Origin of the sequence: Sulfurimonas sp. (genome assembly GCF_041563035.1) — a bacterium.
Lineage (GTDB): Bacteria > Campylobacterota > Campylobacteria > Campylobacterales > Sulfurimonadaceae > Sulfurimonas.
In genome coordinates, this window is sequence record NZ_JBFFNS010000014.1 from 43,442 (window position 1) to 67,423 (window position 23,982).

The 23,982-nt window shown below is 33.2% G+C and carries 27 protein-coding genes and 2 tRNA genes; 15 read left to right on the forward strand and 14 right to left on the reverse strand.

Annotated features, from left to right (window positions below):
* Positions 1-78: 78 nt before the first annotated feature.
* Positions 79-672, forward strand: coding sequence for an MBL fold metallo-hydrolase (locus tag ABZC13_RS09780; RefSeq protein WP_373002905.1), 594 nt, complete (start codon positions 79-81; stop codon positions 670-672).
* Positions 672-1,268, forward strand: coding sequence for a class I SAM-dependent methyltransferase (locus tag ABZC13_RS09785; protein ID WP_373002907.1), 597 nt, complete (start codon positions 672-674; stop codon positions 1,266-1,268). Before ABZC13_RS09780 ends, ABZC13_RS09785 begins: the two co-directional genes overlap by 1 nt.
* 10 nt (positions 1,269-1,278) lie before the next feature.
* Here ABZC13_RS09785 and ABZC13_RS09790 read toward each other — a convergent pair whose 3' ends face one another.
* Both ABZC13_RS09790 and cmoB read right to left on the reverse strand, forming a co-directional pair.
* Positions 1,279-1,779: a PaaI family thioesterase gene (locus ABZC13_RS09790; protein ID WP_373002909.1), complete on the reverse strand. Its 501-nt coding sequence runs from the start codon at positions 1,777-1,779 to the stop codon at positions 1,279-1,281.
* Entirely contained in the window at positions 1,776-2,666 is an 891-nt protein-coding gene (gene cmoB / locus ABZC13_RS09795; RefSeq protein WP_373002911.1) for a tRNA 5-methoxyuridine(34)/uridine 5-oxyacetic acid(34) synthase CmoB, read from the reverse strand. The genes ABZC13_RS09790 and cmoB overlap by 4 nt, the downstream gene beginning before the upstream one ends.
* A 63-nt stretch (positions 2,667-2,729) precedes the next feature.
* On the opposite strand from cmoB, the gene ABZC13_RS09800 reads away from it, so the two are divergent.
* Both ABZC13_RS09800 and ABZC13_RS09805 read left to right on the forward strand, forming a co-directional pair.
* Positions 2,730-3,623: a cation diffusion facilitator family transporter gene (locus tag ABZC13_RS09800; protein ID WP_373002913.1), complete on the forward strand. Its 894-nt coding sequence runs from the start codon at positions 2,730-2,732 to the stop codon at positions 3,621-3,623.
* Positions 3,624-3,631: 8 nt separating this feature from the next.
* Positions 3,632-4,369: a competence/damage-inducible protein A gene (locus ABZC13_RS09805; RefSeq protein ID WP_373002915.1), complete on the forward strand. Its 738-nt coding sequence runs from the start codon at positions 3,632-3,634 to the stop codon at positions 4,367-4,369.
* On the opposite strand, the gene rny is transcribed toward ABZC13_RS09805, so the two are convergent.
* The gene (gene rny, locus ABZC13_RS09810) at positions 4,362-5,930 is read right to left on the reverse strand and encodes a ribonuclease Y (RefSeq protein WP_373002917.1); all 1,569 of its coding nucleotides are present in this window, start codon (positions 5,928-5,930) and stop codon (positions 4,362-4,364) included. The genes ABZC13_RS09805 and rny overlap by 8 nt on opposite strands.
* A 16-nt stretch (positions 5,931-5,946) precedes the next feature.
* Positions 5,947-6,510, reverse strand: coding sequence for a 5-formyltetrahydrofolate cyclo-ligase (locus tag ABZC13_RS09815; RefSeq protein ID WP_373002919.1), 564 nt, complete (start codon positions 6,508-6,510; stop codon positions 5,947-5,949).
* Between the two features lie 54 nt (positions 6,511-6,564).
* Here ABZC13_RS09815 and ABZC13_RS09820 point away from each other — a divergent pair, with 54 nt between their 5' ends.
* Positions 6,565-7,119, forward strand: a complete 555-nt coding sequence (locus tag ABZC13_RS09820; RefSeq protein WP_373002921.1) for a TlpA family protein disulfide reductase — start codon at positions 6,565-6,567, stop codon at positions 7,117-7,119.
* A gap of 7 nt (positions 7,120-7,126) precedes the next feature.
* Positions 7,127-8,011 carry a signal recognition particle-docking protein FtsY gene (gene ftsY, locus ABZC13_RS09825; RefSeq protein ID WP_373002923.1) on the forward strand — a complete coding sequence of 295 codons (885 nt, stop codon included), beginning with the start codon at positions 7,127-7,129 and terminating at the stop codon, positions 8,009-8,011.
* A gap of 13 nt (positions 8,012-8,024) precedes the next feature.
* Here ftsY and ABZC13_RS09830 read toward each other — a convergent pair whose 3' ends face one another.
* Positions 8,025-10,070 (reverse strand): methyl-accepting chemotaxis protein, encoded by a 2,046-nt coding sequence (locus ABZC13_RS09830; protein WP_373002925.1) that lies wholly within the window; start codon positions 10,068-10,070, stop codon positions 8,025-8,027.
* 157 nt (positions 10,071-10,227) lie between these two features.
* On the opposite strand from ABZC13_RS09830, the gene radA reads away from it, so the two are divergent.
* From radA to acpS, 5 genes are all read left to right on the forward strand, one after another.
* A complete protein-coding gene (gene radA, locus ABZC13_RS09835; protein ID WP_373002927.1) occupies positions 10,228-11,574 on the forward strand; it encodes a DNA repair protein RadA in 1,347 nt (448 codons plus the stop codon).
* A 74-nt stretch (positions 11,575-11,648) separates the two neighbouring features.
* Positions 11,649-11,909 (forward strand): hypothetical protein, encoded by a 261-nt coding sequence (locus ABZC13_RS09840; RefSeq protein WP_373002929.1) that lies wholly within the window; start codon positions 11,649-11,651, stop codon positions 11,907-11,909.
* A gap of 4 nt (positions 11,910-11,913) precedes the next feature.
* Complete coding sequence (locus ABZC13_RS09845) at positions 11,914-12,570, forward strand: carbonic anhydrase (RefSeq protein WP_373002931.1); 657 nt, start codon at positions 11,914-11,916, stop codon at positions 12,568-12,570.
* Between the two features lie 52 nt (positions 12,571-12,622).
* Entirely contained in the window at positions 12,623-13,171 is a 549-nt protein-coding gene (fliL, locus tag ABZC13_RS09850; protein WP_373002933.1) for a flagellar basal body-associated protein FliL, read from the forward strand.
* Positions 13,172-13,522, forward strand: a complete 351-nt coding sequence (acpS, locus tag ABZC13_RS09855) for a holo-ACP synthase (RefSeq protein WP_373002935.1) — start codon at positions 13,172-13,174, stop codon at positions 13,520-13,522.
* Here acpS and thiS read toward each other — a convergent pair.
* Together thiS and ABZC13_RS09865 are read right to left on the reverse strand one after the other, a co-directional pair.
* Positions 13,519-13,719, reverse strand: coding sequence for a sulfur carrier protein ThiS (gene thiS / locus ABZC13_RS09860; RefSeq protein WP_373002937.1), 201 nt, complete (start codon positions 13,717-13,719; stop codon positions 13,519-13,521). The two genes, acpS and thiS, sit on opposite strands and share 4 nt — an antisense overlap.
* Positions 13,716-14,258: an ankyrin repeat domain-containing protein gene (locus ABZC13_RS09865; RefSeq protein ID WP_373002939.1), complete on the reverse strand. Its 543-nt coding sequence runs from the start codon at positions 14,256-14,258 to the stop codon at positions 13,716-13,718. The genes thiS and ABZC13_RS09865 overlap by 4 nt, the downstream gene beginning before the upstream one ends.
* 109 nt (positions 14,259-14,367) lie before the next feature.
* Between ABZC13_RS09865 and ABZC13_RS09870 the strand changes: the two genes are divergently transcribed.
* Entirely contained in the window at positions 14,368-15,117 is a 750-nt protein-coding gene (locus ABZC13_RS09870; protein ID WP_373002941.1) for a response regulator transcription factor, read from the forward strand.
* Positions 15,118-15,142: 25 nt separating this feature from the next.
* Here the strand turns inward: ABZC13_RS09870 and ABZC13_RS09875 are convergent, their stop codons facing one another.
* The gene (locus ABZC13_RS09875) at positions 15,143-15,523 is read right to left on the reverse strand and encodes a group III truncated hemoglobin (RefSeq protein ID WP_373002943.1); all 381 of its coding nucleotides are present in this window, start codon (positions 15,521-15,523) and stop codon (positions 15,143-15,145) included.
* 156 nt (positions 15,524-15,679) lie between these two features.
* Between ABZC13_RS09875 and ABZC13_RS09880 the strand changes: the two genes are divergently transcribed.
* Both ABZC13_RS09880 and ABZC13_RS09885 read left to right on the forward strand, forming a co-directional pair.
* A complete protein-coding gene (locus tag ABZC13_RS09880) occupies positions 15,680-15,889 on the forward strand; it encodes a hypothetical protein (RefSeq protein WP_373002945.1) in 210 nt (69 codons plus the stop codon).
* A gap of 67 nt (positions 15,890-15,956) precedes the next feature.
* Positions 15,957-16,033, forward strand: a tRNA-Thr gene (locus ABZC13_RS09885).
* A gap of 3 nt (positions 16,034-16,036) precedes the next feature.
* Here ABZC13_RS09885 and ABZC13_RS09890 read toward each other — a convergent pair.
* Entirely contained in the window at positions 16,037-16,663 is a 627-nt protein-coding gene (locus ABZC13_RS09890; RefSeq protein WP_373002947.1) for an alpha/beta hydrolase, read from the reverse strand.
* 133 nt (positions 16,664-16,796) lie between these two features.
* Here ABZC13_RS09890 and ABZC13_RS09895 point away from each other — a divergent pair, with 133 nt between their 5' ends.
* Complete coding sequence (locus ABZC13_RS09895; RefSeq protein WP_373002949.1) at positions 16,797-18,668, forward strand: PAS domain-containing protein; 1,872 nt, start codon at positions 16,797-16,799, stop codon at positions 18,666-18,668.
* 15 nt (positions 18,669-18,683) lie between these two features.
* Here the strand turns inward: ABZC13_RS09895 and ABZC13_RS09900 are convergent, their stop codons facing one another.
* The 5 genes from ABZC13_RS09900 to ABZC13_RS09920 all read right to left on the reverse strand — a co-directional run bounded on the left by ABZC13_RS09900 (position 18,684) and on the right by ABZC13_RS09920 (position 23,979).
* Positions 18,684-19,175: a hypothetical protein gene (locus tag ABZC13_RS09900; protein WP_373002951.1), complete on the reverse strand. Its 492-nt coding sequence runs from the start codon at positions 19,173-19,175 to the stop codon at positions 18,684-18,686.
* Between the two features lie 78 nt (positions 19,176-19,253).
* Complete coding sequence (locus ABZC13_RS09905; RefSeq protein WP_373002953.1) at positions 19,254-19,643, reverse strand: hypothetical protein; 390 nt, start codon at positions 19,641-19,643, stop codon at positions 19,254-19,256.
* 96 nt (positions 19,644-19,739) lie between these two features.
* Complete coding sequence (locus ABZC13_RS09910; RefSeq protein WP_373002955.1) at positions 19,740-20,462, reverse strand: DUF6166 domain-containing protein; 723 nt, start codon at positions 20,460-20,462, stop codon at positions 19,740-19,742.
* 259 nt (positions 20,463-20,721) lie between these two features.
* Positions 20,722-20,798 (reverse strand) — tRNA-Ile (locus ABZC13_RS09915).
* A 67-nt stretch (positions 20,799-20,865) separates the two neighbouring features.
* Positions 20,866-23,979: an efflux RND transporter permease subunit gene (locus ABZC13_RS09920; protein ID WP_373002957.1), complete on the reverse strand. Its 3,114-nt coding sequence runs from the start codon at positions 23,977-23,979 to the stop codon at positions 20,866-20,868.
* Positions 23,980-23,982 lie beyond the last annotated feature (3 nt).

Below are 23,982 nucleotides of genomic sequence, written 5' to 3' on the forward strand. Positions count from 1 at the left end.
TGTAACAAATGACTTTTAGAATAATTTAGTTCTAATATTTATATAGTTTTGTTACAATCCAATAAAAAAGAGTACATGATGCAGATAAAAGTTCAACCTATGGGTGTTTACCAGACAAACTGTTACATCGCAACTGTAGATGGTAAAGACTTCATTATAGATCCAGGTGTAGATGCAACTTCTTGGGTAGAACAAAATGTTACAAATCCTGTAGCAATTTTAAATACTCACGGACACTTTGATCATGTTTGGTCAAATGCGGAGCTTCAAAAGAAACTAAATATTCCACTATATACGCCAAAAGGTGATGTCATGTTGCTTGCTCAGAGTAGCTGGATGCCGGAGCTTCCACCATCGACACCAGATGTAGAGGTCCAACCAAATGAAGAGTTTAATTTTGACGGAGTAAAAGTAAAGTTTCACCATTTTCCAGGTCATTGTCCAGGCTGTTCAATGATAGAGATCGGAAATGCAATGTTCAGCGGTGATTTTATCTTTGAACGCTCAATAGGTAGAACAGATTTTCCATATTCATCTCCACAAGATATGAGAGACTCACTGGAGAGATTTAAAAAACTTGATTTTGATAAAACACTCTACCCTGGGCATGGTGGGACTACGACTATAAGACAAGAACAACAACATGCAAACTACTGGATAGGAACTCTATAATGCAAGACCATTTTAAAGAAAAGTCTAAAGATTGGGACAAAGGCGATGTTCAAGTCCAAGGTGCTAAGATAATTGCAGATGCAATAAATGAAAAAATAGAACTAACAAGTGAAATGGAACTCTTAGACTTTGGTGTAGGTACTGGTCTTCTTGGTTTTGATATAGCCCATAGAGTTAAGAAAGTCTATGGAGTTGATACATCTCTTAGTATGTTAGAAAAACTAAAAGCTAAAAACACTCCTGAGCTTAGTATTGAGACTTACTGTCAAGATATCATAGATAAGCCACTTGATAGATCTTTTGACGGTTTAGTTAGCTCTATGACACTTCATCATGTTGAAGATTTAAAAGCTTTTTTTGAGACTATATACAGAGATATCAGTGAAGGCGGTTTTATCGCTGTTGCAGATCTTGAGAGTGAAGATGGAACATTTCATTCAGACAATACAGGTGTTTTTCACTTTGGATTTGAAAAAGATGCGTTATGTAAGGTTGCTTCAGAAGCTGGATTTAGTGAAGTTGATTTTCAGAATATAAATACTATAAAAAAACCACATAGAGATTTTGGTGTGTTTTTGCTAACTGCTAAGAAATAAAAGAGAGGACTTAGTCCACTCTTTTTATTACTTCATCTTCATCTTCTAGAAGTTTTAGCTTTAATACATGTCTATCTGTTATAACTGTTTTAAACTCACCTTGAAAAACTTTAATATCTAAAACATGTCCTTCTACGTAAACGTTTCTTTTTCTACCCTCTTTATGTCTTACTCTAGCAACAAAGTTAACTTCATCACCAAACTTTACTGGAGATAGAAACTGGCAATCACTTCCAACCAGGACTACATTTCTTTCATTTACAGCGGCCATAGCAGCAAAATCAGCAGCACTAAAAATAAATCCACCATGAATAAGCCCCTGATCATCAACAACCATTTCAGATATCGTTGTAAGTCTTAACTCAACATAACCTTTTTCTAACTTTAAAATCTCACCATTTAAATCACGATTAATATTCTCATGAGTTGATAAGATCACTGCATTTTCTTCATCCTCTCTATAATCGTCAAGTTCTAACTCTTCATCATGTATTTCTTTATCTGTGTTCAAGATTTATCCTTTATAAGTTTAACATAGACTCTTTTTGGGGCTGGATAACCCTCAACTGTTTTTGTACTATCCTCTGGGTCTAAAAAGTCTTCTAATGACTGTCCCTCAATCCATGAAGTCTTTCTCTGCTCGTCTGAATCGGTAGTTGAAGTCTCTAAAACCTCAAAGCTACTAAATCCTGCTCTTAAACACCAGTTCTTAAGAGCAGGTATTGTCGGTACAAAGTATATATTTGGTATCTTTGAGTAAGATGATTCAGGGCAAAGTGCCATTTCATCATCACCATCTATATAAAAAGTATCAAGTATAACTTCACCCTGCTTTTCAAGTCCTCGAAACAAAGACTTTAACATAGAAACAGGATCACTTCTGTGGTACAAAACACCTAAACAAAAGATAGTATCAAACTTCTCTTCATAAAACTCCAGATGCTCAACGCCTAAAAGCTCATAGACTATATCACTTTTTACAAAATGATTTACAAAATCAAACTGTGTCTTATATAGAGGCGATGGATCAAAACCTACTAAAGATTTTGGTTCATCTTCTTGCATACGAAATAGATAGTAACCATTGTTACACCCTATATCGGCAACTCTCTTATCTTTTAAATTAAAATGCTTTCTCAGAAGATTGTATTTTATGTTACTCTTCCACTCTGTATCTATATAGCACTCAGAAATCTCAAACGGTCCCTTTCTCCAAGGCATCATAATTCTTGCAACATCTTCTATATTTTGAGTAGTTTCACCGATAATCTTAACAACATCACCAAGTTCAACTTCGAAACTACCATCTTCTAAAGTCTCTAATGCATCGCGAAGAGGCTTGATATTTTTCCAAGTCATCCACTTCTGTCTATCTTTTCTTATTTCTTCTAAATTCATTTTATTCTTTATCTAAGTAAATTTGATTATAATTGTATCTAAATATAATTGATAGGATATTTTATGCGTTTAGAGAAAAAAGCTACCGTTGTATCTACATCAGTTGCAGGTCTGCTTGTGCTGATGAAGATGACTGTCGGGGTTTTAAGCGGTTCTATTGCTGTTCTTGCATCTGCAATTGATAGCTTTCTCGATTTGACAGTATCACTATTTAACTACTTTGCACTTAATACGGCTGAAAAGAATCCGGATGAACAGTTTAACTATGGACGTAGCAAAATAGAACCTCTTGCCGCTGTTGTTGAGGGAACAGTTATCTCACTCTCTGCCATATTTATACTCTATGAAGCGCTTGTAAAGATAGCTCACCCAAGGGAGATGGAGTTTATGGCGAGTAGCATCTGGGTAATGTCCGCATCGCTTATAATCACTTTACTCCTTGTTATGTTCTTGAACTATGTTGCCAAAAAGACAAAAAACATGGTAATTAAAGCAGATGCGCTTCACTATAAAACTGACCTATTCTCAAATGGTGCGGTTCTTATGGCTTTAGCACTTATCTCTATGACTGGAGAGCAATTAATAGACCCTATACTTGGTGTAGGAATCGCTATATTTATGATTTACTCCGCTTTTCCTATCATCAAAGAGGGCGTTTTAATGCTTTTAGATGCGGCACTGCCTGATGAAGACATACAAAATATTAAAAATATTTTAGAAAGTGATACAGGCATTAGTGACTATCACTATCTTCAAACCAGAGAATCAGGTTCACATATATTTATATCTGTCCATGCTGTATTTAATGTAAGTATATCACTGTACGACGCTCATCTTATAGCTGATAAGATAGAAGCCAAAATCAAAGCCTTGTTTGATGATAAAAATGTCCATATACTTGTACATATGGATCCATATGATGATTCAGATATAAATGTAATGGAAGATGAGTACTAAAAACAGATATGAACTTTTATGCTTTAATCATCGGGACAGAAATTTTAAATGCCAGAAGAGAAGACAAGCACTTTAAATTTGTTCGTGATGAACTACAGAAGTATGGCTACGAGCTTTTTGCAACATTTATAGTTAAAGATGATATCGATCTTATGAAGAGCTGTTATGAACTTATAAAAAAGGACAAAGATGCTATTCTTTTTTCATTTGGAGGAATAGGTTCGACTCCGGATGATTTAACCAGAGAGATATCAGCAGAGATATTTACCAATAAGCCTGTAGCAAGACACAAAGTATTTGAAAAAGATATCATAGATAGATTTGCCGAAAAAGCCTATCCGCATAGAGTTCATATGGCAGATATTCCCCAAGGCTCACAACTACTTTTCAATCCGGTAAACAATATGTCAGGCTTCTCTTTAGAAAACAGATTTTTCTTTGTTCCAGGTTTTCCTGAGATGGCCCATCCAATGATAAGAGATGTCATCTCCAAACTATGTTCTACTAAATTAGAGAAGTTTAGATATACACTTCTAGCTCAAACAAGTGAAGAGACTCTAATCAATCAGATGAAACTTTTGCCTTCACATATTGAACTATCATCTTTACCAATTTTTAAAGATGGAAAAGCTTTAGTGGAACTGTCGGTTAGTAGTTATGATGATGAAGATGTAACAAGACATTTTAATAAGTTTATAAAAGAGCTTAAAGGTAAAAATATACCTTACAAGCTATTGACTACTTAGCGTATTCTATAGCTCTGCTCTCTCTGATAACATTTACTTTTATCTCACCAGGGTATTGAACTTTTTCTTCAATCTCTTTTGCTATCTCTCTTGACATCAAAATAGACTCATCATCGTTAATCAGAGTAGCGTTAACTATAACTCTAACTTCACGACCAGCATTGATAGCATAAGCCTGCTTTACACCTGAGTGTTCAGATGCTATCTCTTCTATCTGGGTAACTCTTTTTAAGAAACTCTCTAGTACTTCTCTTCTTGCCCCTGGTCTAGCAGCTGATAGCGCATCTGCTGCACAAACAGCTCCACATTCGATAGAGTTTATCTCTTCTTGTCCATGGTGAGCATATATGGCATTTATAACTATACTGTGTTCGTTGTAGCGATTACAAATTTCAGCGCCCAAATCTACATGGTTTCCATCATGATCGTGAGTTAAAGCTTTACCAATATCGTGAAGTAGTCCCGCTCTTTTTGCAAGCCTTGGATCTCCACCCATTTCAGCTGCCATTATACCCGCCAAGTGAGCAACTTCAAGTGTATGTGCTAAAGCATTTTGTCCGTAACTAGCACGATATCTAAGTTTACCGATAAGCTTCACAAGCTCCGGATGCATAACTCCGATATCCATATCTGCGATAAGTTCTTCGCCCTCAGTTAATATGGCATCGTCAAACTCTTCACTTACCTTGTTAAATATCTCTTCTATTCTTGCAGGCTGGATTCTGCCATCTGCAATTAAAAGTTGTAAAGTTTTAGTTGCTATAGCACGACGATAAAGGTTGAAACTACTCACAAGAATAGCGTTGGGTGTATCATCTATGATAATATCTACACCCATTAGAGTCTCTAGGGCTTTTATATTTCTGCCCTCTTTACCAATAATTCGACCTTTTAATTCATCATCTTCGAGATGAACTAAATTTGTAAGCCTCTCAGATGCAAAGTTTCCTGCAAATCTACTTGTAGCTTGAGCTAAAATGTAATTTGCTTTTTTCTTCCCTTCTTCTCTTGCTTCATTCTCATAACGTCTTACTATATGTGCAACATCTGCTCTGGACTTCTCTTCTATGTTATCAAGTAGAACCTTTTTAGCTTCATCTTGAGTCATTCCGGCACTGTGTTCTATAGTATGAAGTGCTTCGTCTATCTTGGTTTCATACTTCTTTTTTAAAGACTCTAAGGATTTTTCATTTCTTTCTAAATCAACTTTTTTAACTTCTAAAACTCTGCTATCATCACGAAGTCTTTTATCTTCGAGTTGTTTATAACGAATAAAACTTTGCTCTTTTCGTATAACATCATCTTCTCGCTGATGCAGGTCTGCTTTTGCTCTCTCTTTTGAACTCTCGTAATATTTAATAGCTTCACGCTCAATATCTTGCGCTTTTACATTTGATTTATGCAGAAGTAATTGAGCTTCATTCTCAATGGCACTTGCTTTTGCTTTTGCTTTATCAACAAGAACATCAAAATTAGCATGAGTAATTTTTTTAGAGATGAAAAATCCAAAAAGACCACTTACTGTGGCTATAGAGCCACCTAGTAGTATCTCATTTAACATTATTATTTCCTATTCTTTAGCCGTAATACTTTCGTGGTCTTTTTGTAGACCTTGGTGTCAATAGTAAATCACATGCAACATCGTAATCATCGCAAATGAACTCTTTTGTAAAACAAATCTCTGGCTGTATAAAAATTGTGTATGGTTTCTTTTTTAACTTTGCAAAGAAACGATCATACATCCCTTTTCCAAAACCTATTCTCTGTAATTTACCATCGACCCCAATCGTAGGAACTATGGCTATATCAATTTTATTTATATTTCTTAATGTATTTCCCGCTTCGTAAATATTAAATTTCTTCTTCTTTAGCGGTAGCCTAAATGGTACTATCTTAAAACTTGAATCTTGCATAAATGGCACAAAAATATCACAATTTTGACGAATTTTATTGAGTGTTTTTCTTATATCTGCTTCAAAAGGTAACGGGTAATAAAATAACACTTTAGCACCTTTGATGTTTTTTAACTCACGTAAAAGGTGCTTATTTATCATAGCATTTCTGTAATATCTGCTATGAGGAGAAGCATTTTTTATTTTTTTGATACAATTTTCTCGAAATATAGATTTTGTAAGAGGCATATAAATTCTTTAAGTTATAATTTCACATATTTTACAATAAAAAAAGGTATTTTAATGTTTAAAAAAATCACTACAACACTTTTGTTAAGTTCAGTTCTATTCTTTGTTGGATGCTCCAATGAAGAGCCTCAAGATGTAAACGAGATTATTTCAACAAACGAGTATGTATTAACAGGTCTTGACAACAAACAATACATAGTAAAAAAAGAGGGTTCAGGATTTGTACTTAAAGGCGCTAAAGGTAAAGTAGTAGTATTTGATATCTTTGCAACTTGGTGTCCTCCATGTCGTGGAGCAGCAACTCATCTTACTTCACTTCAGGAAAAATACAAAGACGACTTAATAATTATCGGTATTACTATAGAAGAAAGTATTGAAAATTCAAAACTTTTAGATTTTAGAAAAACATATAATGCAAACTATACACTTGTTAACTCTGATCAAAACCGTCGTTTAGCTGATACTATTGTCGGTGAATTAAAACTTGGTGAGAGATACCCAATTCCTGTAATGGCACTATATAAAGACGGAAAATATATAAATCACTTTATCGGTTCTATTGAAGAAGAACTTGTTGAAAGTGAAATCAAACTAGCACTTGGGAAGTAATTAATAAATGTTTGGTTTTATAAAAAAATCTCTATCTAAAACAGCAGAAGCGATAAGAACTGTTGCCCCTAAAAAAAAGATCACCTTTACAAAAGATGAGCTTGAAGATATTCTACTAGAAGCAGATGTAGAATATGATTTAGTAGAGATCATAATAAATGAGATCTATCAAGACAAAGTTACAAGAGATATTTTACGATCAAAACTTTTAGCTACCCTAGCCTACACTTCTTACAAAGAGCCTGAGTTCACGTCTCCTTTTGTGGAACTAATAGTTGGAGTCAACGGTGCAGGAAAAACTACTACTATCTCAAAACTTGCTCAGAGATACAAAAATGAAGGAAAGAAAGTTATTCTAGGTGCCGGAGATACATTTCGTGCAGCTGCAATAGAACAACTTACACTTTGGTCAGAAAAACTGGACATTCCTATTGTTTCATCTAAACAAGGACATGACTCTTCAGCAGTAGCGTTTGATACTATCGACTCGGCAAAAGCAAAAGGTTTTGACAATGTAATCATTGACACTGCAGGTCGTCTTCACACACAGACAAATCTTGCAAATGAACTTAAGAAGATTAATCGCATCTGCGATAAAGCCCATCCTGGTTCTCCTCATAGAACAATTTTAATCGTTGATGGAACGCAAGGAAATTCAGCAATTGCTCAAGCAAAAGCTTTTAATGAGATGATAGGCATAGACGGTATCATCATAACAAAACTAGACGGGACTGCAAAAGGTGGTTCTATCTTTTCTATTGCTTACGCTCTAGAACTTCCTATTCTTTTTGTAGGGACTGGTGAACAACCGGAAAATCTAACACCTTTTGACAAATATGAGTTTGTAGATGGCCTGCTAGATGCTATCTTTGTTGAAGAAGAGACTAAATAATTCTCTTCTTCTCTTAAGTACGGAAGACTTCTAGTTTAGAATGAAGAGCATCTGTTAAAGAGTTTAGGTGATCAGCAGCTGAAACAATCTCCTCTACATTACGTGCATTTTTTGAAGATATCTCATTTATCTCAGAGATCTGCGAAACAATAGATTCAACATCCCTTCCTGTTTTTTCAAAATCTGTAACAGTTTTATCGCTGGCGACTACTGCTTCATTAACAATGGATACAGTCATATTGATAGTCTTTTCAACATTTGTCGCTCTGTTTGTAAGCTCTTGCATCTCTTCTGAGTTACTACTCATCTGTCCACTTACATCTCCTATAGACTGCACTATTACATTGATTGTGGCATTTATATCTGTAAGTGATTTTTGTGTTCTCTCGGCTAACTTTCTAACTTCATCAGCTACAACTGCAAAACCGCGACCATGCTCACCTGCACGAGCGGCTTCAATGGCAGCGTTTAGTGCAAGAAGATTTGTCTGGTCTGCAATATCTGCAATAATTTCTAAAACATGTTTAACTTCATTAGCATCTGAAGATAATGTGTTCATTCTATGTGCTAGTTCTACTTCAAGTTCAGCACTATGTTGAATTTTAGAACTCAATATTACGACTTCATTACGAGCTTCATCTAAATTTTCATTTGCTCTTATGATATCTTTCTTACTCTCTTGTGCATCTGAGATAGCAGATACGATTTCACTTTTAATGAAGTTTGCTTTTTTAGTAGCCTCGTCCACTACACTTACAGACTTTTCAACATTATTACCAACCCCTAGTGATGTAGTAGATAGTTCATGGGAGATAGAAGCATTCTCAGAAGAACTCTGCTTTGAAGTCTCTATCAAGTTTTTTAACTCTACAATAAGATTATTAAAACTTCTGGCCATTTGTGAAATCTCTAGCGGTGCATTTTCATTTACCGCTAAAGTCAGGTTTTTATTGTCACCAATTTCTAACAGTGTCTCTTTGAAACTATTTAGCGGTTTAACAATACTTCCATTTACTAACATTACAGATATTGTAATTATTATTAACAAAACAATTAAGGACCATATAATAATACTATCTCTTATACTATTTGGGACAAGGAGAACTTCAGCCTTATCAATCTCTGAGAGTATCGCCCATTTAAAGTCCTCACCTACTTTTACAGTAGAAAAAGAAGAAAGCACGAGATTATTATTGTAATCAATTACTATTTTAGTATCTGTCTTTCCGTCTAAGGCTTCACGAGATGCCATCGTATCAACAGAACCACTTAATGGATTAGCAAAAGAAGCTTTTAAAGAATGCCCTTTTGGTTCTAAAAAACTATCGCTTCTCATTAACTTGTCTTCTCCAACCATATAGTCTTCTTGACTCTCTCCGTAACCATGTCTATATTTCATAATTTTATTGATAGCCGCATCACTTATTTGAAATACAAGAACAGCCTGAACCTTAGCATTTACTACTATTGGAGTTGCTAAAAACATTGCTGGGACATCATTGCTCGGAGCGTATGGTTTCATATCAACAAATGTAGGACGATTATTTAACAAGGCTTTTCTATATGCTTCAGCTAACCCGCTATTTTTTAACGAACCGCTTAAAAGATTAGCTCCATAATCAGACTCTTTTGCTGCACTATACATCACTTGTCCAGTTTTCGCAGCAACTATAAAGATATCGTAATATTCATACTCTTTTAAGTACTTTTGAAAAAATGGTTCATGTGGAAGACGTTCTTCTTTTGCAGATGGATTATTTACAGGAAATGGAGCATCATCTGCAACTTCTAGATCATTTAAAACTGTTAAAAGATCCCATGATATATCTTGAAGATTTTTACTCATAGCCAGCACATCTATATCTCGTACAGATTTAGCAAAAAACTCTTCTATTTGATTTTTTTTAATATCTCTTAGAGTAGTCAGGTTCTTATAACTGTTCTGCATCAACACTTCTTTACTCTTAGAACTTGATAGAAACGTTGTAATAGATGCTAACAGTATCAAAGATACCGTAGTCAGTAAAATCACTTGAAATTTTATAGATAGCTTATTCATTTATCACCTTATGTTTGTTTTAAAATGAAAGTCTATAAATAAATAGTTACGAGGTTATTACAAAAATTTGATGCTTAATATGACATTTTGTCATATAATAAACTTCAATTGAGAAAAATATGTATAATCACTAATAATTTAACAAAGGGCTTCTATTATGGCTAAAAAAAAGATTTTATTTGAATGTCAACACTGTGGATTAACTACTCCTAAATGGATGGGGAAATGCACAAACTGTGGAGCATGGGACTCTTTTGTAGAACTAACCGAACATCAACAAGAAGTAGTAAAACAGACTAAATCTTCATCTGGTACAACATCTAAAGCCGTGAGTATAAATGATATACAAGAGAGCGAAGTTTATAGATATAGTTCACTGGACAAAGAACTTGACGGTGTTTTAGGTGGTGGAATTGTTCCAGGTTCATTGACACTAATCGGTGGAAGTCCTGGTGTTGGTAAATCTACCTTGCTTTTAAAAGTAGCTTCAAACATTGCATCTACAAATAAAAATGTACTCTATGTGACAGGTGAAGAATCAAGTGGGCAGATTAAACTTCGTGCTAATCGTCTAAGCTCAAATAATGACACTCTATACCTTCTTAGTGAAATCAGATTGGAGCAGATTTTAATAGAGCTTGAGCACAGAGAGTATGAGTTTCTAATCATTGACTCTATTCAGACTATTTACACTGATAACATCACATCAGCACCCGGTTCGGTTACGCAAGTCAGACAGATAACATTCGAGCTTATGAGAATAGCAAAAGAGAAAGATATAGCAATATTTATCATAGGTCATATTACTAAAGAAGGTTCTATTGCAGGACCCAGAGTTTTAGAACACATGGTTGATACAGTTTTATATTTTGAGGGTGATTCTTCTCAGGAGCTTAGAATACTAAGAGGGTTTAAAAACCGTTTTGGTCCGACAAGTGAGATTGGTGTTTTTGAGATGCGAAGTGACGGATTAGTATCTGCCACAGATGTAGCATCTAGATTTTTCAACCGAAACTCTGAACAGGCAGGGTCAGCTCTTACAGTTATTATGGAGGGTTCTCGTCCTATCATATTGGAAGTTCAGGCATTAGTATCTGAGTCTCACACTCCAAACTCAAAAAGACAAGCGACAGGTTTTGATAATAACAGACTAAATATGCTTTTAGCACTTCTTGAGAGAAAGCTAGAAATACCACTATCGGGATATGACGTATTCATAAATATTACCGGTGGAATAAAAATCACTGAGACAAGTGCAGACTTAGCAATTCTTGCTGCAATTATTAGCAGTTTCAGAAATCGGGTTATATCAAAAGAGACCGTATTTATTGGTGAAGTGTCTCTCGTAGGTGATGTAAGAGAAGTCTATGGTATGGACGTTAGACTCAAAGAAGCTAAGATGCAAAACATATCAAAAGCACTTTTAGCAAAAAAACCACTTGAAAAAACAACAATCAAAACTTTTATAGTAGATGAAGTAACAAAACTACTAGAATGGTATTAAATTAATCAGTTTATGAAGCTATTTTACTATATAATAGACTATAATTTTAAAATAAATACGATTAAAGGATATCAATGATAGATGCTGAGTTCAGAAGTGAAGAGAGATTTTCAAGATTATCATTAGCATATAAAGATGAAAGTGAAAAATTGCAGGTGCATTCTTGCGTTGAAAAAATCATAGCCAAACACAATATGAAACCTGAGATGCACACTACAAGTATATCTAACGGAAGAGAAGTTCTGGTTGTAGAATATCATGATGACAATGGCCGCGAAGCAGGCGAAATCTTTGAAGCGATAATGAAAGCTTTAGAGATTAAAGAGTGTATCTAGCATAATGAACCTAGAGGAATATGCAGAGGGTAATAAACTTTTTAAATCTTATTTTAAAAAGAACAAAGAATCACTTCTCAAACTAGTAAGAAGTGGGCAAAGTCCAAAAGCTCTTTTTATTGGCTGTTCCGACTCCAGAGTAATACCAGACTTAATGGTTCAATCTGACCCTGGTGACCTATTTGTTATTAGGAATGTAGGGAATTTTGTTCCACCGTATAAACCTGATGAAGACTTTCATGCAACAGCTTCGGGAATAGAATACGCAGTCAGCGTTTTAAAAGTTCAAGAAGTTATTATATGTGGTCATACTCATTGTGGAGCATGTAGCAGTCTCTATGAAGAGATAGATGATCCTTCACTTATTCACACAAAAAAGTGGCTTGAACTTGGAAAAAGTGCAAAAACAAGTGCTATTCTTAGTCTTGGTGCTAATGCTCCAAGAGAAGAACTTTTGCGTTTAACAGAGAAATTATCTATCATGAAACAGATAGATAATATTTTAACATATCCGATTATCAAGACACGCTTTGAAGCTGGTACTCTATCTATTCATGGATGGTACTACGATATAGAAACTGGTAACATTGATTATTATAATGCTGATGCTTGTGAGTTTTTACCACTAAAAGATTTGGCACAATCAAGTGATAATTTATAAATTTTTTATAAATTCCGATATACTAACACAATTATAATTTAAGGGAAAATAGATGGCAGAAGAAGAAAGCACAGAAGAAGGTGCACCCGCAGAGAAAAAATCTAGCAATATGTTGATGATCATCATCATAGTTGTTCTTATACTTATAATTATTGGTGGTGCAGTTGTAGCTCTACTTTTAATGGGTGGTGATGAAGAAGCTACTATGAATCAGTCTGCTCCTCAAGCTAATGAGAGAAGTGATTCACAACCTAAAAAAAGTTCTGGTAACTACAATAATTCTAGAAAACTAAATGATATAGGCATCTTGTATCCGCTAGATACTTTTACTGTAAACTTAAAAAGTGATTCAGGTCGTCGTTACTTAAAAGTAACTATGTCTCTAGAGCTAGAAGGTGATGAACTGAGTTTAGAGCTGGATAATAAGTCCCCTGTACTAAGAGATAGAGTTATTAGGATTTTAACATCTAAATCACTTGAAGAGATCTCTTCTAAAAAAGGTAAGCAAAAAATCAGTGAACAAATCATGGACACTCTAAATGCTATGATTTCAGATGGTCGTATCAAAGGTATATACTTTACGGAATTTGTTGTTCAGTAAATGATTGGTGTAGACCTTATAAAAACTTCTCGCATGAATCGCTTAATAGAGCGATTTGGCGAAAAAGCACTTTTTAGATTTTTATCTCCGGACGAAATTAAACTTGTTAAAAATTATAAAACTGCTTCCGGCTTTTGGGCGACTAAAGAAGCTGTTTCAAAAGCTCTTGGAGTAGGAATAGGTAAAGAGTGTGCCTTTGAAGATATAAAGATATCTAAGACAGACAAAGGTGCTCCAAAGCTGGAGCTATCTAAGAAATTAATTGAAAACTTTAACATAGTAGATTCATCAGTTTCAATTACTCATGATGGTGAGTACGCTATAGCGGTAGTAGCAATCCAGACGAATTAACCACCACCTACAAAATCAAGTAGTTCTAGCTTATCTGAATCTTTTAATCTGTAAGATTTCCAATCATTTTGTTTTACAATTTCCATATTTACGGCTGCTGCCATAACTTTGCCTTCTAATGACAACTCTTTAAGCACTTTATCTAATGTAATCTCGTTATCAAATTCTCTAGTTTCACCATTTATTACAATATTCATTTTTTCTCTTTTTCATATAATTTTAATACATCTAATACAGATAAATTATTTTTTACTCTTGCAAATTCGTATGCTGTGTATCCAGAATTGGATTTTAACTTATGGTCTGCACCCGTGTCAAGTAAATACTCAACTATTATAGGATTTCCACTAAATGCAGCTTGATGCAGAGGTGTGATACCTTCACAATTTTCAAAATCTACATCTGCTCCATTCATTATTAAAAATCTAACCAGAAACAATCTTCTTTTTTTAACTGCTAAAAGAAGTGGTGTATTACCACGATTATCTTGAGCGTTTATATTGGCTCCACCTTTTAATAGAATCTCAGCCATTTTAAGATCTCTTTTTTTAATAGCAATATGTAATGGAGTCAATCCAGCTGCATTTTGTACTTCTGTATCTACACCATTATTTAGCATATTATTAACATCATTATATTTTTCATAATATACGAAGTTGTGAAGATCTGACCTGCCATCTAAACTATCAGCGTAACCAGAAACAAACAGAAATAATACAAGAACAATTTGTAACATGTTGGCTCCTATTATAAAAGAATCACAATATTGTACCTATATATATTGAATTAATTATCAATAAAAGATATACTAGGCAGACATAAATAAACTTTAAAGAGAAGAAAATATGCTTAATTCCAAAGAGATACTTAAATATACGAAGAACCTTTCGATTTTGTTTGTAGAAGATCATGACGAGCTCAGAGAAAATACAACTGAGATTTTAAAAAACTTTTTTCACCAAGTTGATTATGCTGAAGATGGAAAAAATGCATTAAAAAAATATAGAGATTATCATAAAGAAAACTCTAAATATTATGATCTTGTGCTAAGTGATATCCAGATGCCTAATTTAAATGGTGTTGAACTTACATCAAAACTATATGAGATTAATCCTGCTCAGCTTTTGATAATACTATCAGCACACGATGATACAAGATATCTCTTACCTCTTATTAATCTAGGTATAGAACAGTTTGTTAAAAAACCTATTGATTATCAAGAACTACTAAGAGCTTTACTAAACAGTTCTAAAAAAATTCAGCAAAACTCTACAACTGTAGTACCAGTAACATCGAAGAAAATACATCTAAGTAATAATGTGATTTTCGACAAGGATAATAGTTCTCTTATTGAAAATGATAAAATGGTCTACTTAACTAAGTATGAAATAATTTTTATGCAGTTTCTAAGTAGCAATATTGGTAAGATCTATTCAAATGAAGATATTGCAAACCAATATGAGATGCTAGAAGAGAGTCTGGACATTCAGAACATAAGAAAGTTGGTTTCTAAACTAAGAAAAAAACTTCCTGAAAACTCTTTAGAAAGTATTTATGGAATCGGTTATAGAATCATTCCATATATAGAAGACTAAGTAAGTTTCTGGTCTTAATGACCCGTTACGCTATCCTCAAATTCCTCATGAAGTTCCCAGCTATTATCGTACTTCTTTCTTTAAATAGATTTGCGACATGAGGTTCATATATACTCTCTAAAGTCTCAAAAAACAGATTTAACCATTGATCAAAAGTAGCACGTTCTAAACCTCCTATTTGGAGATGCGGGGCTAATGGGTTACCTCTGTAGTTTTGATCACCTAGAGCTATTGAAGCCCAAAAGTTTGTAAGTAACTCTATATGAGGTTTCCACATATTGTTATTTAAGTTATCACCTAATTTTTCAATAAAAAAAGGGCCCACTACATCATCATTTATTATTTTTGCGTAAAAGCGTACAACCATTTTATTTAAGTTTTCTTTTGTGATTTCACTTGTTAACATTTTAATTCTTTGTATTTAAATTTTCTAGATTATATCAAAAGCTATAAATAATACACTTAGAAAAATAGCTACTCAACATCCAGCATAAAAGTTTAAGCGTTTACAATTTTGATATTATCTATTATACTGTCGGCATTGAATATAAAAAGGGTATATATGACACTTATAGAAGCAACAGTAGAGATGACGAAACTTATATCTCTAATGATATTTGTTTCAGCTATAGGAGCTCAGGGATGGATAGCTTTTTTAGATATAACAAAATACTTTACAGATGAACTGGAAAAATTTCGTCCTGAAAGAGCACATGACAAATACTCAAGAATAGCTATTATAATAGGAGTTTTTGTTTTACTGATAGATTAGAGTTAAAAAGTAGTAAATATAAAGTTCTTTAAAGTTTAAGCGGGTAGAATTTCCTTTCTATTTTTTTGCTGACATAGCTCAGTTGGCTAGAGCAGTTGATTTGTAATCAACAGGCCCGGGGTTCAAATCCTCGTGTCAGCACCACTCCTACTTCAAAATATTTTTCATCCACTCTGAAATCATAATAAGTTCATCTCTATCTATACTATGATCTTTTTCATAACTTTTAAACTCTATATCAAAGCCCGCTTCTTGAAGCACTTCAACCTGCTCTCTTGAACTTTCAAACGGTAATACATCATCATAGGTTCCATGTGTACATAACCACTCTGCATTTTTAACATCTTGGTTCATATCTTCAAGTAGTTTATTTTCATCATATATATAACCACTTACAGCTATATAACCTGCAAGTACCTTATGATATCTAGCTCCAAACTCAAATGTTAAAAGTGAACCTTGTGAAAAGCCAAATAAAAAGCTCTTGTCTGAATCAAACTTATCTTCAAAGAGTTCATCTAAAACCTTTGTAAGCAGTTTACTAGAGTACTCTATACCTGGAAGTTGTTCAGGAGGTAATTGATACCACGAAAAGCCTGTAAAGTACTCAAAAGGAGCATCAAATAATATATAGTTCATATCATCTATATCTAAAAACTCAGGAAGTGAGGTAAAACCTTCAGATGAATCCCCTCGCCCGTGAAGAATTATCATCAATTTTTTCGAAGGTCTTTTTGATGGTATAAAAATATTGTCTAGTTCCAAATGTTCCATTTTTTATTATTCTCCCTATTTTGTAACTGAAATCATACACAAGATTGTATTTAATTATTTTATTTAAATTTTATCATATTATAAAATCTGATATAATGAATCTAAGAAAACCAATATAAGGTAGTCTATCGTGATGCATTCTAACGAATCTATTCTGTATTGCAAAAATATACAAGAGCTAAATAATGATCTAGCAATTTATCATACTTCCAATAATGAAGAGCTATTGTTTTTTGTAGATAAAAAAAACTTTGAAGATTTATTTGATTTAGAAATTGATGAAGAGATAATTAATAATGGCATTAATCTTCTAGAAATAATTCATACAGATGATATTGAGTTATTTGATATATTTCCTAAAACTATTCAACTAAACTTTCGTGTTCTAAGGCCAGATGGGCTAATTCTAATATTAAATGGCCAGTTTAATCTACTTATTGATCATGGTATTGAACATACAACTATTTTTCAAACAATATTAACTGATGTTAGATATCTAAATAAAAATAAAGACGAACTCAACACTGTAAAAATCAACTTTCAAGCCATGATGGAGTTTACAAACGATTTTATCTTTTTTAAAGATGCCAATCATATTCTCACAGCTTCCAGTGATTCTCTTGCAATAATTTGCGGATATAAAAAAGGGCATGAAATAGTTGGAAAAAGCGATTATGAACTATTTCCTTTTGAACATGCTGAAGTCTATTACAAACTTGAAAAAGAGATATATAAGGGCATTATTCCTCATATAGAAGAAGTTCAACCATTTAAAGACGAAAATGGAGATGAAGGTTGGGTAAACAATAGAAAATATCCTATTAAAAACAGTGATGGGAAGATAATAGGTTTATTTGGAATTGCTCGTATAGTTACACAAGATATAAAAAATCAAAATAAGATAATAGAGCAAAAAGCTCAACTTGAAAAAGCCCAGCATATTGCACATCTTGGAAGTTGGACTTTAGATGTTATAAACAATAGACTTCTTTGGTCGGATGAAGTTTACAATATATTTGAAAAAGATAAAGAGACAGTTGAACTTTCATATGATACTTTCTTAGAGGATGTTCATCCTGATGATAGAGAGATGGTAAATACAACTTACACTGAATCAATTAAAGATACAAGATCGTATGATGTTGTGCACAGACTTCTACTAAAAAATGAAAGAATTAAGTATGTTCATGAAAAAGGAGAGCATACATTTGATAAGTATGGAAATATCATTAACTCATTTGGAACTGTACAAGATATAACCAAAATAATAGAGTATGAAAATAAGATAAAACAAAAAGATGAAATGATGTTAGCACAGTCTCGCCTTGCTGCGATGGGTGAGATGATAAATATGATTGCTCATCAATGGAGACAACCACTAGCTGCAATAAATGTCTGTGCAGATACTATTATTATAGATGCTGAACTTGATAATATAAATGATGAAGAGACTTTAAAACTTGCAACCGCTATTTCATCTCAGACACAGCATCTATCTAGGACCATAGATGATTTTAGAAACTTTTTCAAATCAGAAAATAAAAAAGAAAATGAGAGTGTCATAAATGTTGTCAATCATGCTTTTAATATCATAATAAAAAGTTTAACAGACCAAGAAATAATATGCGAAATAAACTCTCAATCAGATGAGAAAATAGCAATCTTTTCAAGAGAACTTCTGCAGGTACTGATTAACATACTTAATAATGCGAAGTATGCTTTAGTTGAATACAGAAAAAAAGATAGAAAAATAATTATAGATATAGAAGATATAGATGGAACCATAGTTACAAAAATATATAATAATGGAGGAAAGATCAAATCAGAAAATCTAAATAAGATTTTTGAACCTTACTTTTCTACAAAAGATGAAAAGAACGGTACAGGGCTTGGTCTATACATGTCTAAAATGATTATAGAAGAACATATGAATGGAAAACTTTTAGTAGAAAATATTGATGATGGCGTTTGCTTTAGTATTCATATACCTAAATCAATCCATTAAGTAGTTTGGATGATTTTAGATATAACTTTGTAGTTTTTCATATTCTGCTTTTGGTAAGTTCTCAACATTTTCTTTACTAAGAATCTGAACATTTGTTATATCATTGCTATCACTATCTTCTCGTAAATATTTTAATACAAGTTTTCCAAGAGCGTAAACTTCATGTTTAATAATTTTGGCATTTTCATTGTAAGTTATATTTTCACCATGTAACTTTCCTTTGTCATACATTTTAATACTTTTCACACTTTTGTTTGCTTTAGCAATTAAGTATTTTATCTCTTGTCCATGTCTTTTGTCTTCTACAAAATGTTCTAACTTCGCCAAAACACCTTTAACTGTAAAATGTTTAACTTCTTTAATCCCATTTTCTTCATTAATCAGTTCTTTAACATATGCATCTTTAGCATCATAATAATTTTTTGTAACAGATATGTCACCAAGCATGTAACTCTCTGTTTTAATATTTTTACTTGGATAATTACTTATTTTATATTTTTCTCTCATGATAGTCCTTATGTGAGCGAATTGTATCACATTAAGTTTCAGTATAAGTGCAATTTACTAAATTCAATTTTTGCTAAATCACTCCTCAAAATGTGCAAAAGCACCTTCAACACTTAGTACATTTTTATAACGTGTATTTGTAATCCTTACATTCTTCGTCTGTAAATCACATACAGCTATCCGAAAAGTTGATCCCATATATGGCTCAATTATACAAATAATCTTCTCATTAATTTGACGAGTAGCATGAATATCACCTTGTAAACTATGGAAAAAATATTGAGGATAGCTTAATGGTGTAATTTCAACAATATTTACACTTGTTCTATGTTCTAAGCTCTGAGCAATAAGACTAGCATCTTCATAGTTATCAAACTGAACACACCAATCATCAAATCTTTTATTAAATCGGCTTAACTCTTCGTCTAAAAAACCGCCTGCCGGTGATTGCAAAGCAAAAATACTCATTATATTAACCTTGAAAAAGTTCAACAAACCTGCATGCCAAGTTTAAATAGCTGCTGTATTTGCAATAAAATTTTATCATATTATTGGTAATTTAAATTAAATTTCTTTATTATCAAGATTACAGTATTTATCATACATAGATTTTATATCTAGTGATTCTACGAAAAGCTTATACTTCTTCAATTGTGCTTGATAGGCTTCAATATCAATATTTTGCTTTATTATTTGTTTTTTATAATCATTTAACTCTTGTTGATACAGATTTTGAATCTCTTTTAAGCTTTTTTGAGATTTACCTTGAAAATCTTTTTCTGCTGATACCCTTCTATCTTCTTGGGAGCGCTCTTGTTGCTTTGCTTCATACAGCTTCAATCTTCTTTGTGCTTCTTCTTGAAATTCTTTTTCTCTCTGAATCCTTCTTTCTTCTTTTCTTATTTCTTCTTGACGGCGTTCTTGAACTTCATATGTAGTACTTCCATTCTTAAAAAAAGCGCTCTCATCTATCGAATAATTTGTATTTTCATTAATCCATTGAATCACAGCAGTAGCATTTAAGGTCCAAGTATCTTTTTTAATCTTTGAAATGACATCTTTTGTATACAGTTTTGCATATTTATTTGCAATTTCTTTCGAACCTACTTTATCTAAAATCGCATATGACAATGCTTCTGAGCCAGCACTAGTATCACCCCAATCAAAACTTGAAATATTCCCTATCTCAAATCTATTTAAGACTGTGAATGGAATATTATTGTATGTAGCGGTACTATCTCCATAGAGTTCTCTTGATATTTTAAATACTTGATTATTATTTTTCAAGTTAGTCTCCTTTGATAAATTGTAAATTCTTTTGCATTTAAATGATATCGTACATTTATTATTTATTTATAGCTTAATTTGCAAAAAGAAGAAGAAACTATTAATAGACTATAGAGAAGTTTATATGAAATTGAGATGTTGAATATCTAATTTTTGAAGAAAGTAAAAAGCAGATGACATATATTATTAATTTTTTTTGTAATAATGATAAAAAGAAACGCCAATTCAAGTTTAAAGTGCGTAGTTAAGGGGATGTAAGTGGTGGGTCCTATGTGACTCGAACACATGACCACTCCGTTATGAGCGGAGGGCTCTAACCAACTGAGCTAAAGACCCACTATTTCTATATAAGCTTTCGCTTTGTAGGGCGCAATTATAGTCAAAAAATTCTTATACTTTTCTTTTATTGCGCCCTATCTTTTATTTTAAAAACCACAGCATACAAAAGAGGTACATAAATCAAGTTAAGTACAGTAGCCCAAGCGATTCCGAAGCCTAGTGAAATTGCCATAGGTTGAAGGATCATAGCTTGTCCAGATGCAAAAAATATTAGCGTTGAAAGCCCAAGAACTGTTGTCAAAGATGTAAGTAAGATAGGTCTAAGCCTCGTCCCTGCTCTCTTCATAAGCTCCTCTGTATCATCTGCATGTTTAATGAAGTTAACCACAATAAGTCCGTCATTTACAACGACCCCTGCAAGTCCAACTATTCCTATCATTCCAGGCATAGTAAGGTTTATACCCATTACCCAGTGTCCAAAATAAACACCAAGCAAGACAAGGGGAATAGTACTGATAACAATAAGTGATTTTTTTATAGAGTCAAACAACCACACAAGAGTGATAAAGATTAAAAATATAGCTATGATTGCAGACTGCATCATCTCTCTCTTATTTTTAGCGTTTTCTTTTTCTTCACCTTTTATATCTATCTTGTATCCATCTTTTTTAAGTTTCTCAAATGCAGGTTCTAGTTTTATCATTGCCTCAGCAGAAGTAATAACTTTTTTATTTAAAGTTGCTAAAACCGTTCTTATCCTAGTTCCATCCTCTTTTTTAAGGGCGACAAAACCTTGAATCATAATAAACTCACAAACATCATGCAGTGCTACATAATTGTCAGTTCCGGGAACTTGAACTTCAATATTGTCTATAGAACTTATTTTTTTGTTGATGCCACTCTCTATCTTGATGCGAACAAGACCTTCATCGTTAAACATCTTTCCATACTCACCTTTTAAGTAGTATGACCTAAGCTCAGCAGATATTAACTCTTCATTGAAGCCTAGTTGTTGTCCATATTCATTTACACGAAGCTTAAGTTCTTTCTCGCCAGGATTTGCATCGTCTGAGGAATTATTTACACCTTCTATCTTATCTAACGAGCTTCTAAGGTACTTAACACCGGCTAAGATATCTTTCTCGCTCTTCCCGCTTAGACTTATCTCTATATCAGATGCAACAACACCGGCTCCAGGAACTTTTACAACAAGTTCTTCATATAATAAATCACCATTCTCTTTTTGCGTTTTAAATGGCTCAATTAGCTTCTCAATTTCTTTAGCAATATCTTCTGCATTATTTTTTCTAGTTAGTACTTTTGCATCATACTCTATAGAAAGATATGGACTTATATATGTATCAAATATATTAGTAGGTGCACGCTCCTTTAGGTCAATAAATATATGAAAAAGATTGTCCCCTGTCTCAGCCATATTTTTAGCATCCATTTTAAAGCCGATAACTGATGTTATAGAAGAAAAATCATTCTCGTTAGTATTTGCCAAGAGCTTTTTCTCTAGTGCTGTTACTATCCTCTCTGTGTCTTCTAACTCACTATTTATATTTACTTTACCATAGACATATATCTGAGTAGTGTCAAAATCAGGAAAGAGTTGAAACTTAGAGTTTTTAATAAATACAAATGTTAGAGAAAGAATCGAAACAACAATAACAATAAGTGAGATCCACTTAGCTCTAAAAACAAAGTGAAGTGCTTTATTGTGCCAAGAGCCAAGTCTCTTCCAAAGTCTTTTTGTAAAGCTCTCATCATGCGAAACTTTTAAAAAGTCATGTGCATGAAGGGGTAAAAAGTAAAATGCCTCAAAAAGTGAAGAGAGCAGAAGTACAGTTATCATGATAGGAATAATCTTTATAAACATTCCCATCTCTCCCGTTAACAGGAGCATAGGCAAAAATGCAAAAACCGTAGTAAGAGTAGCGGTTAAAACAGCTGGAAACATCTCCGTCGCTCCAACTATACAGGCTTCTCGCCTCTCCATCCCCTCTTCTAGATGCCTGTAAATATTTTCAGCAACTACTATGGCTTCATCAACAAGCATTCCAAGAGCTATAAGTGCCCCAAGAAGTGAGAGCATATTTAGTGAATCACCCATCAATTCTGTAGTAATAAGACCAATCATAAAACTAACTGGTATACCTATAGCAACAACAACCGCAATACCACGGTTAATAAAAATAAGCATTGCTAAGAACACTAACATCAGACCAAATGCTATATTTGCAAAAACAGTATTTAGACGATTTTTAATCCAAATAGAAGTATCTGTATATATCTCATACTCTATTTCTTCACTCTTATCTGTTTTATTTTTTAGTATCTCACGAATCTGTTTTACTAAAGCAATGGCATTCCCATCTTTAGATTTTGTTACATTTATAGACACATTTCTAGCACCGTTGTAGTGTGAAAGCTCAGACTCATCACTCAGTTTAAACTCTATATCTGCTATATCTCCTATACGAACTCTTGCAGCTCCAACACTTATGACGGTATTTTCAATACTTTCTTTAGTCTTCTCACCATTAAAAGTAGAGATGTAGAGATGCTTACCTCTCTCTTTTATGGTTCCTATTGGGAAAATTGAGCTTATGTTTCTTAGAGATGCCACTGCAATAGAAGGGTTTAATCCAAATGCTAAAAGTTTTTGCTCGTTTACAGTGATAACCAGTTCATCATCTGCATCTCCACGAATAGTAATATCACTCAGATCTTTTAACTGACTCAGATCACTCTTGAGATTTTCTGCAAGATTCAGCAACTCTTTTTTGCTTTTATCTCCTGCAAGTGCAATAAGAACAAGAGGAAAACTATGAAGTTGTATCTTAGCAATCGGCTCTGACATATCAGAAGGTAAATCTCTTTTAACACTACTGAGTATATCTTTTACATCACTGAGAACTGTTATATTATCAGAACCTGTTTTGATGTCACTAATAATCGAGAAAGAGCCATTTTTAATAGTTGTTTTGATGCTATCTAGTTCATCTATATTTTGTAGGTCATCTTCTATGGTCTTAACAACCATCTTATCAAGAACATCTGCTGACGTTCCAGAGTAACCACCGCTTATTGTGATCTTGTCCATATTCATTGGTGGAAATATCTCTTTAGGAATATTCAAATATGCAAAAATAGACAGTAAAACTATAAAAGTTAGGAGGATATGGTTTAGAAGTGGTTTATCTATTGCAAATTCTAAAAAGCGACGAATCATTTT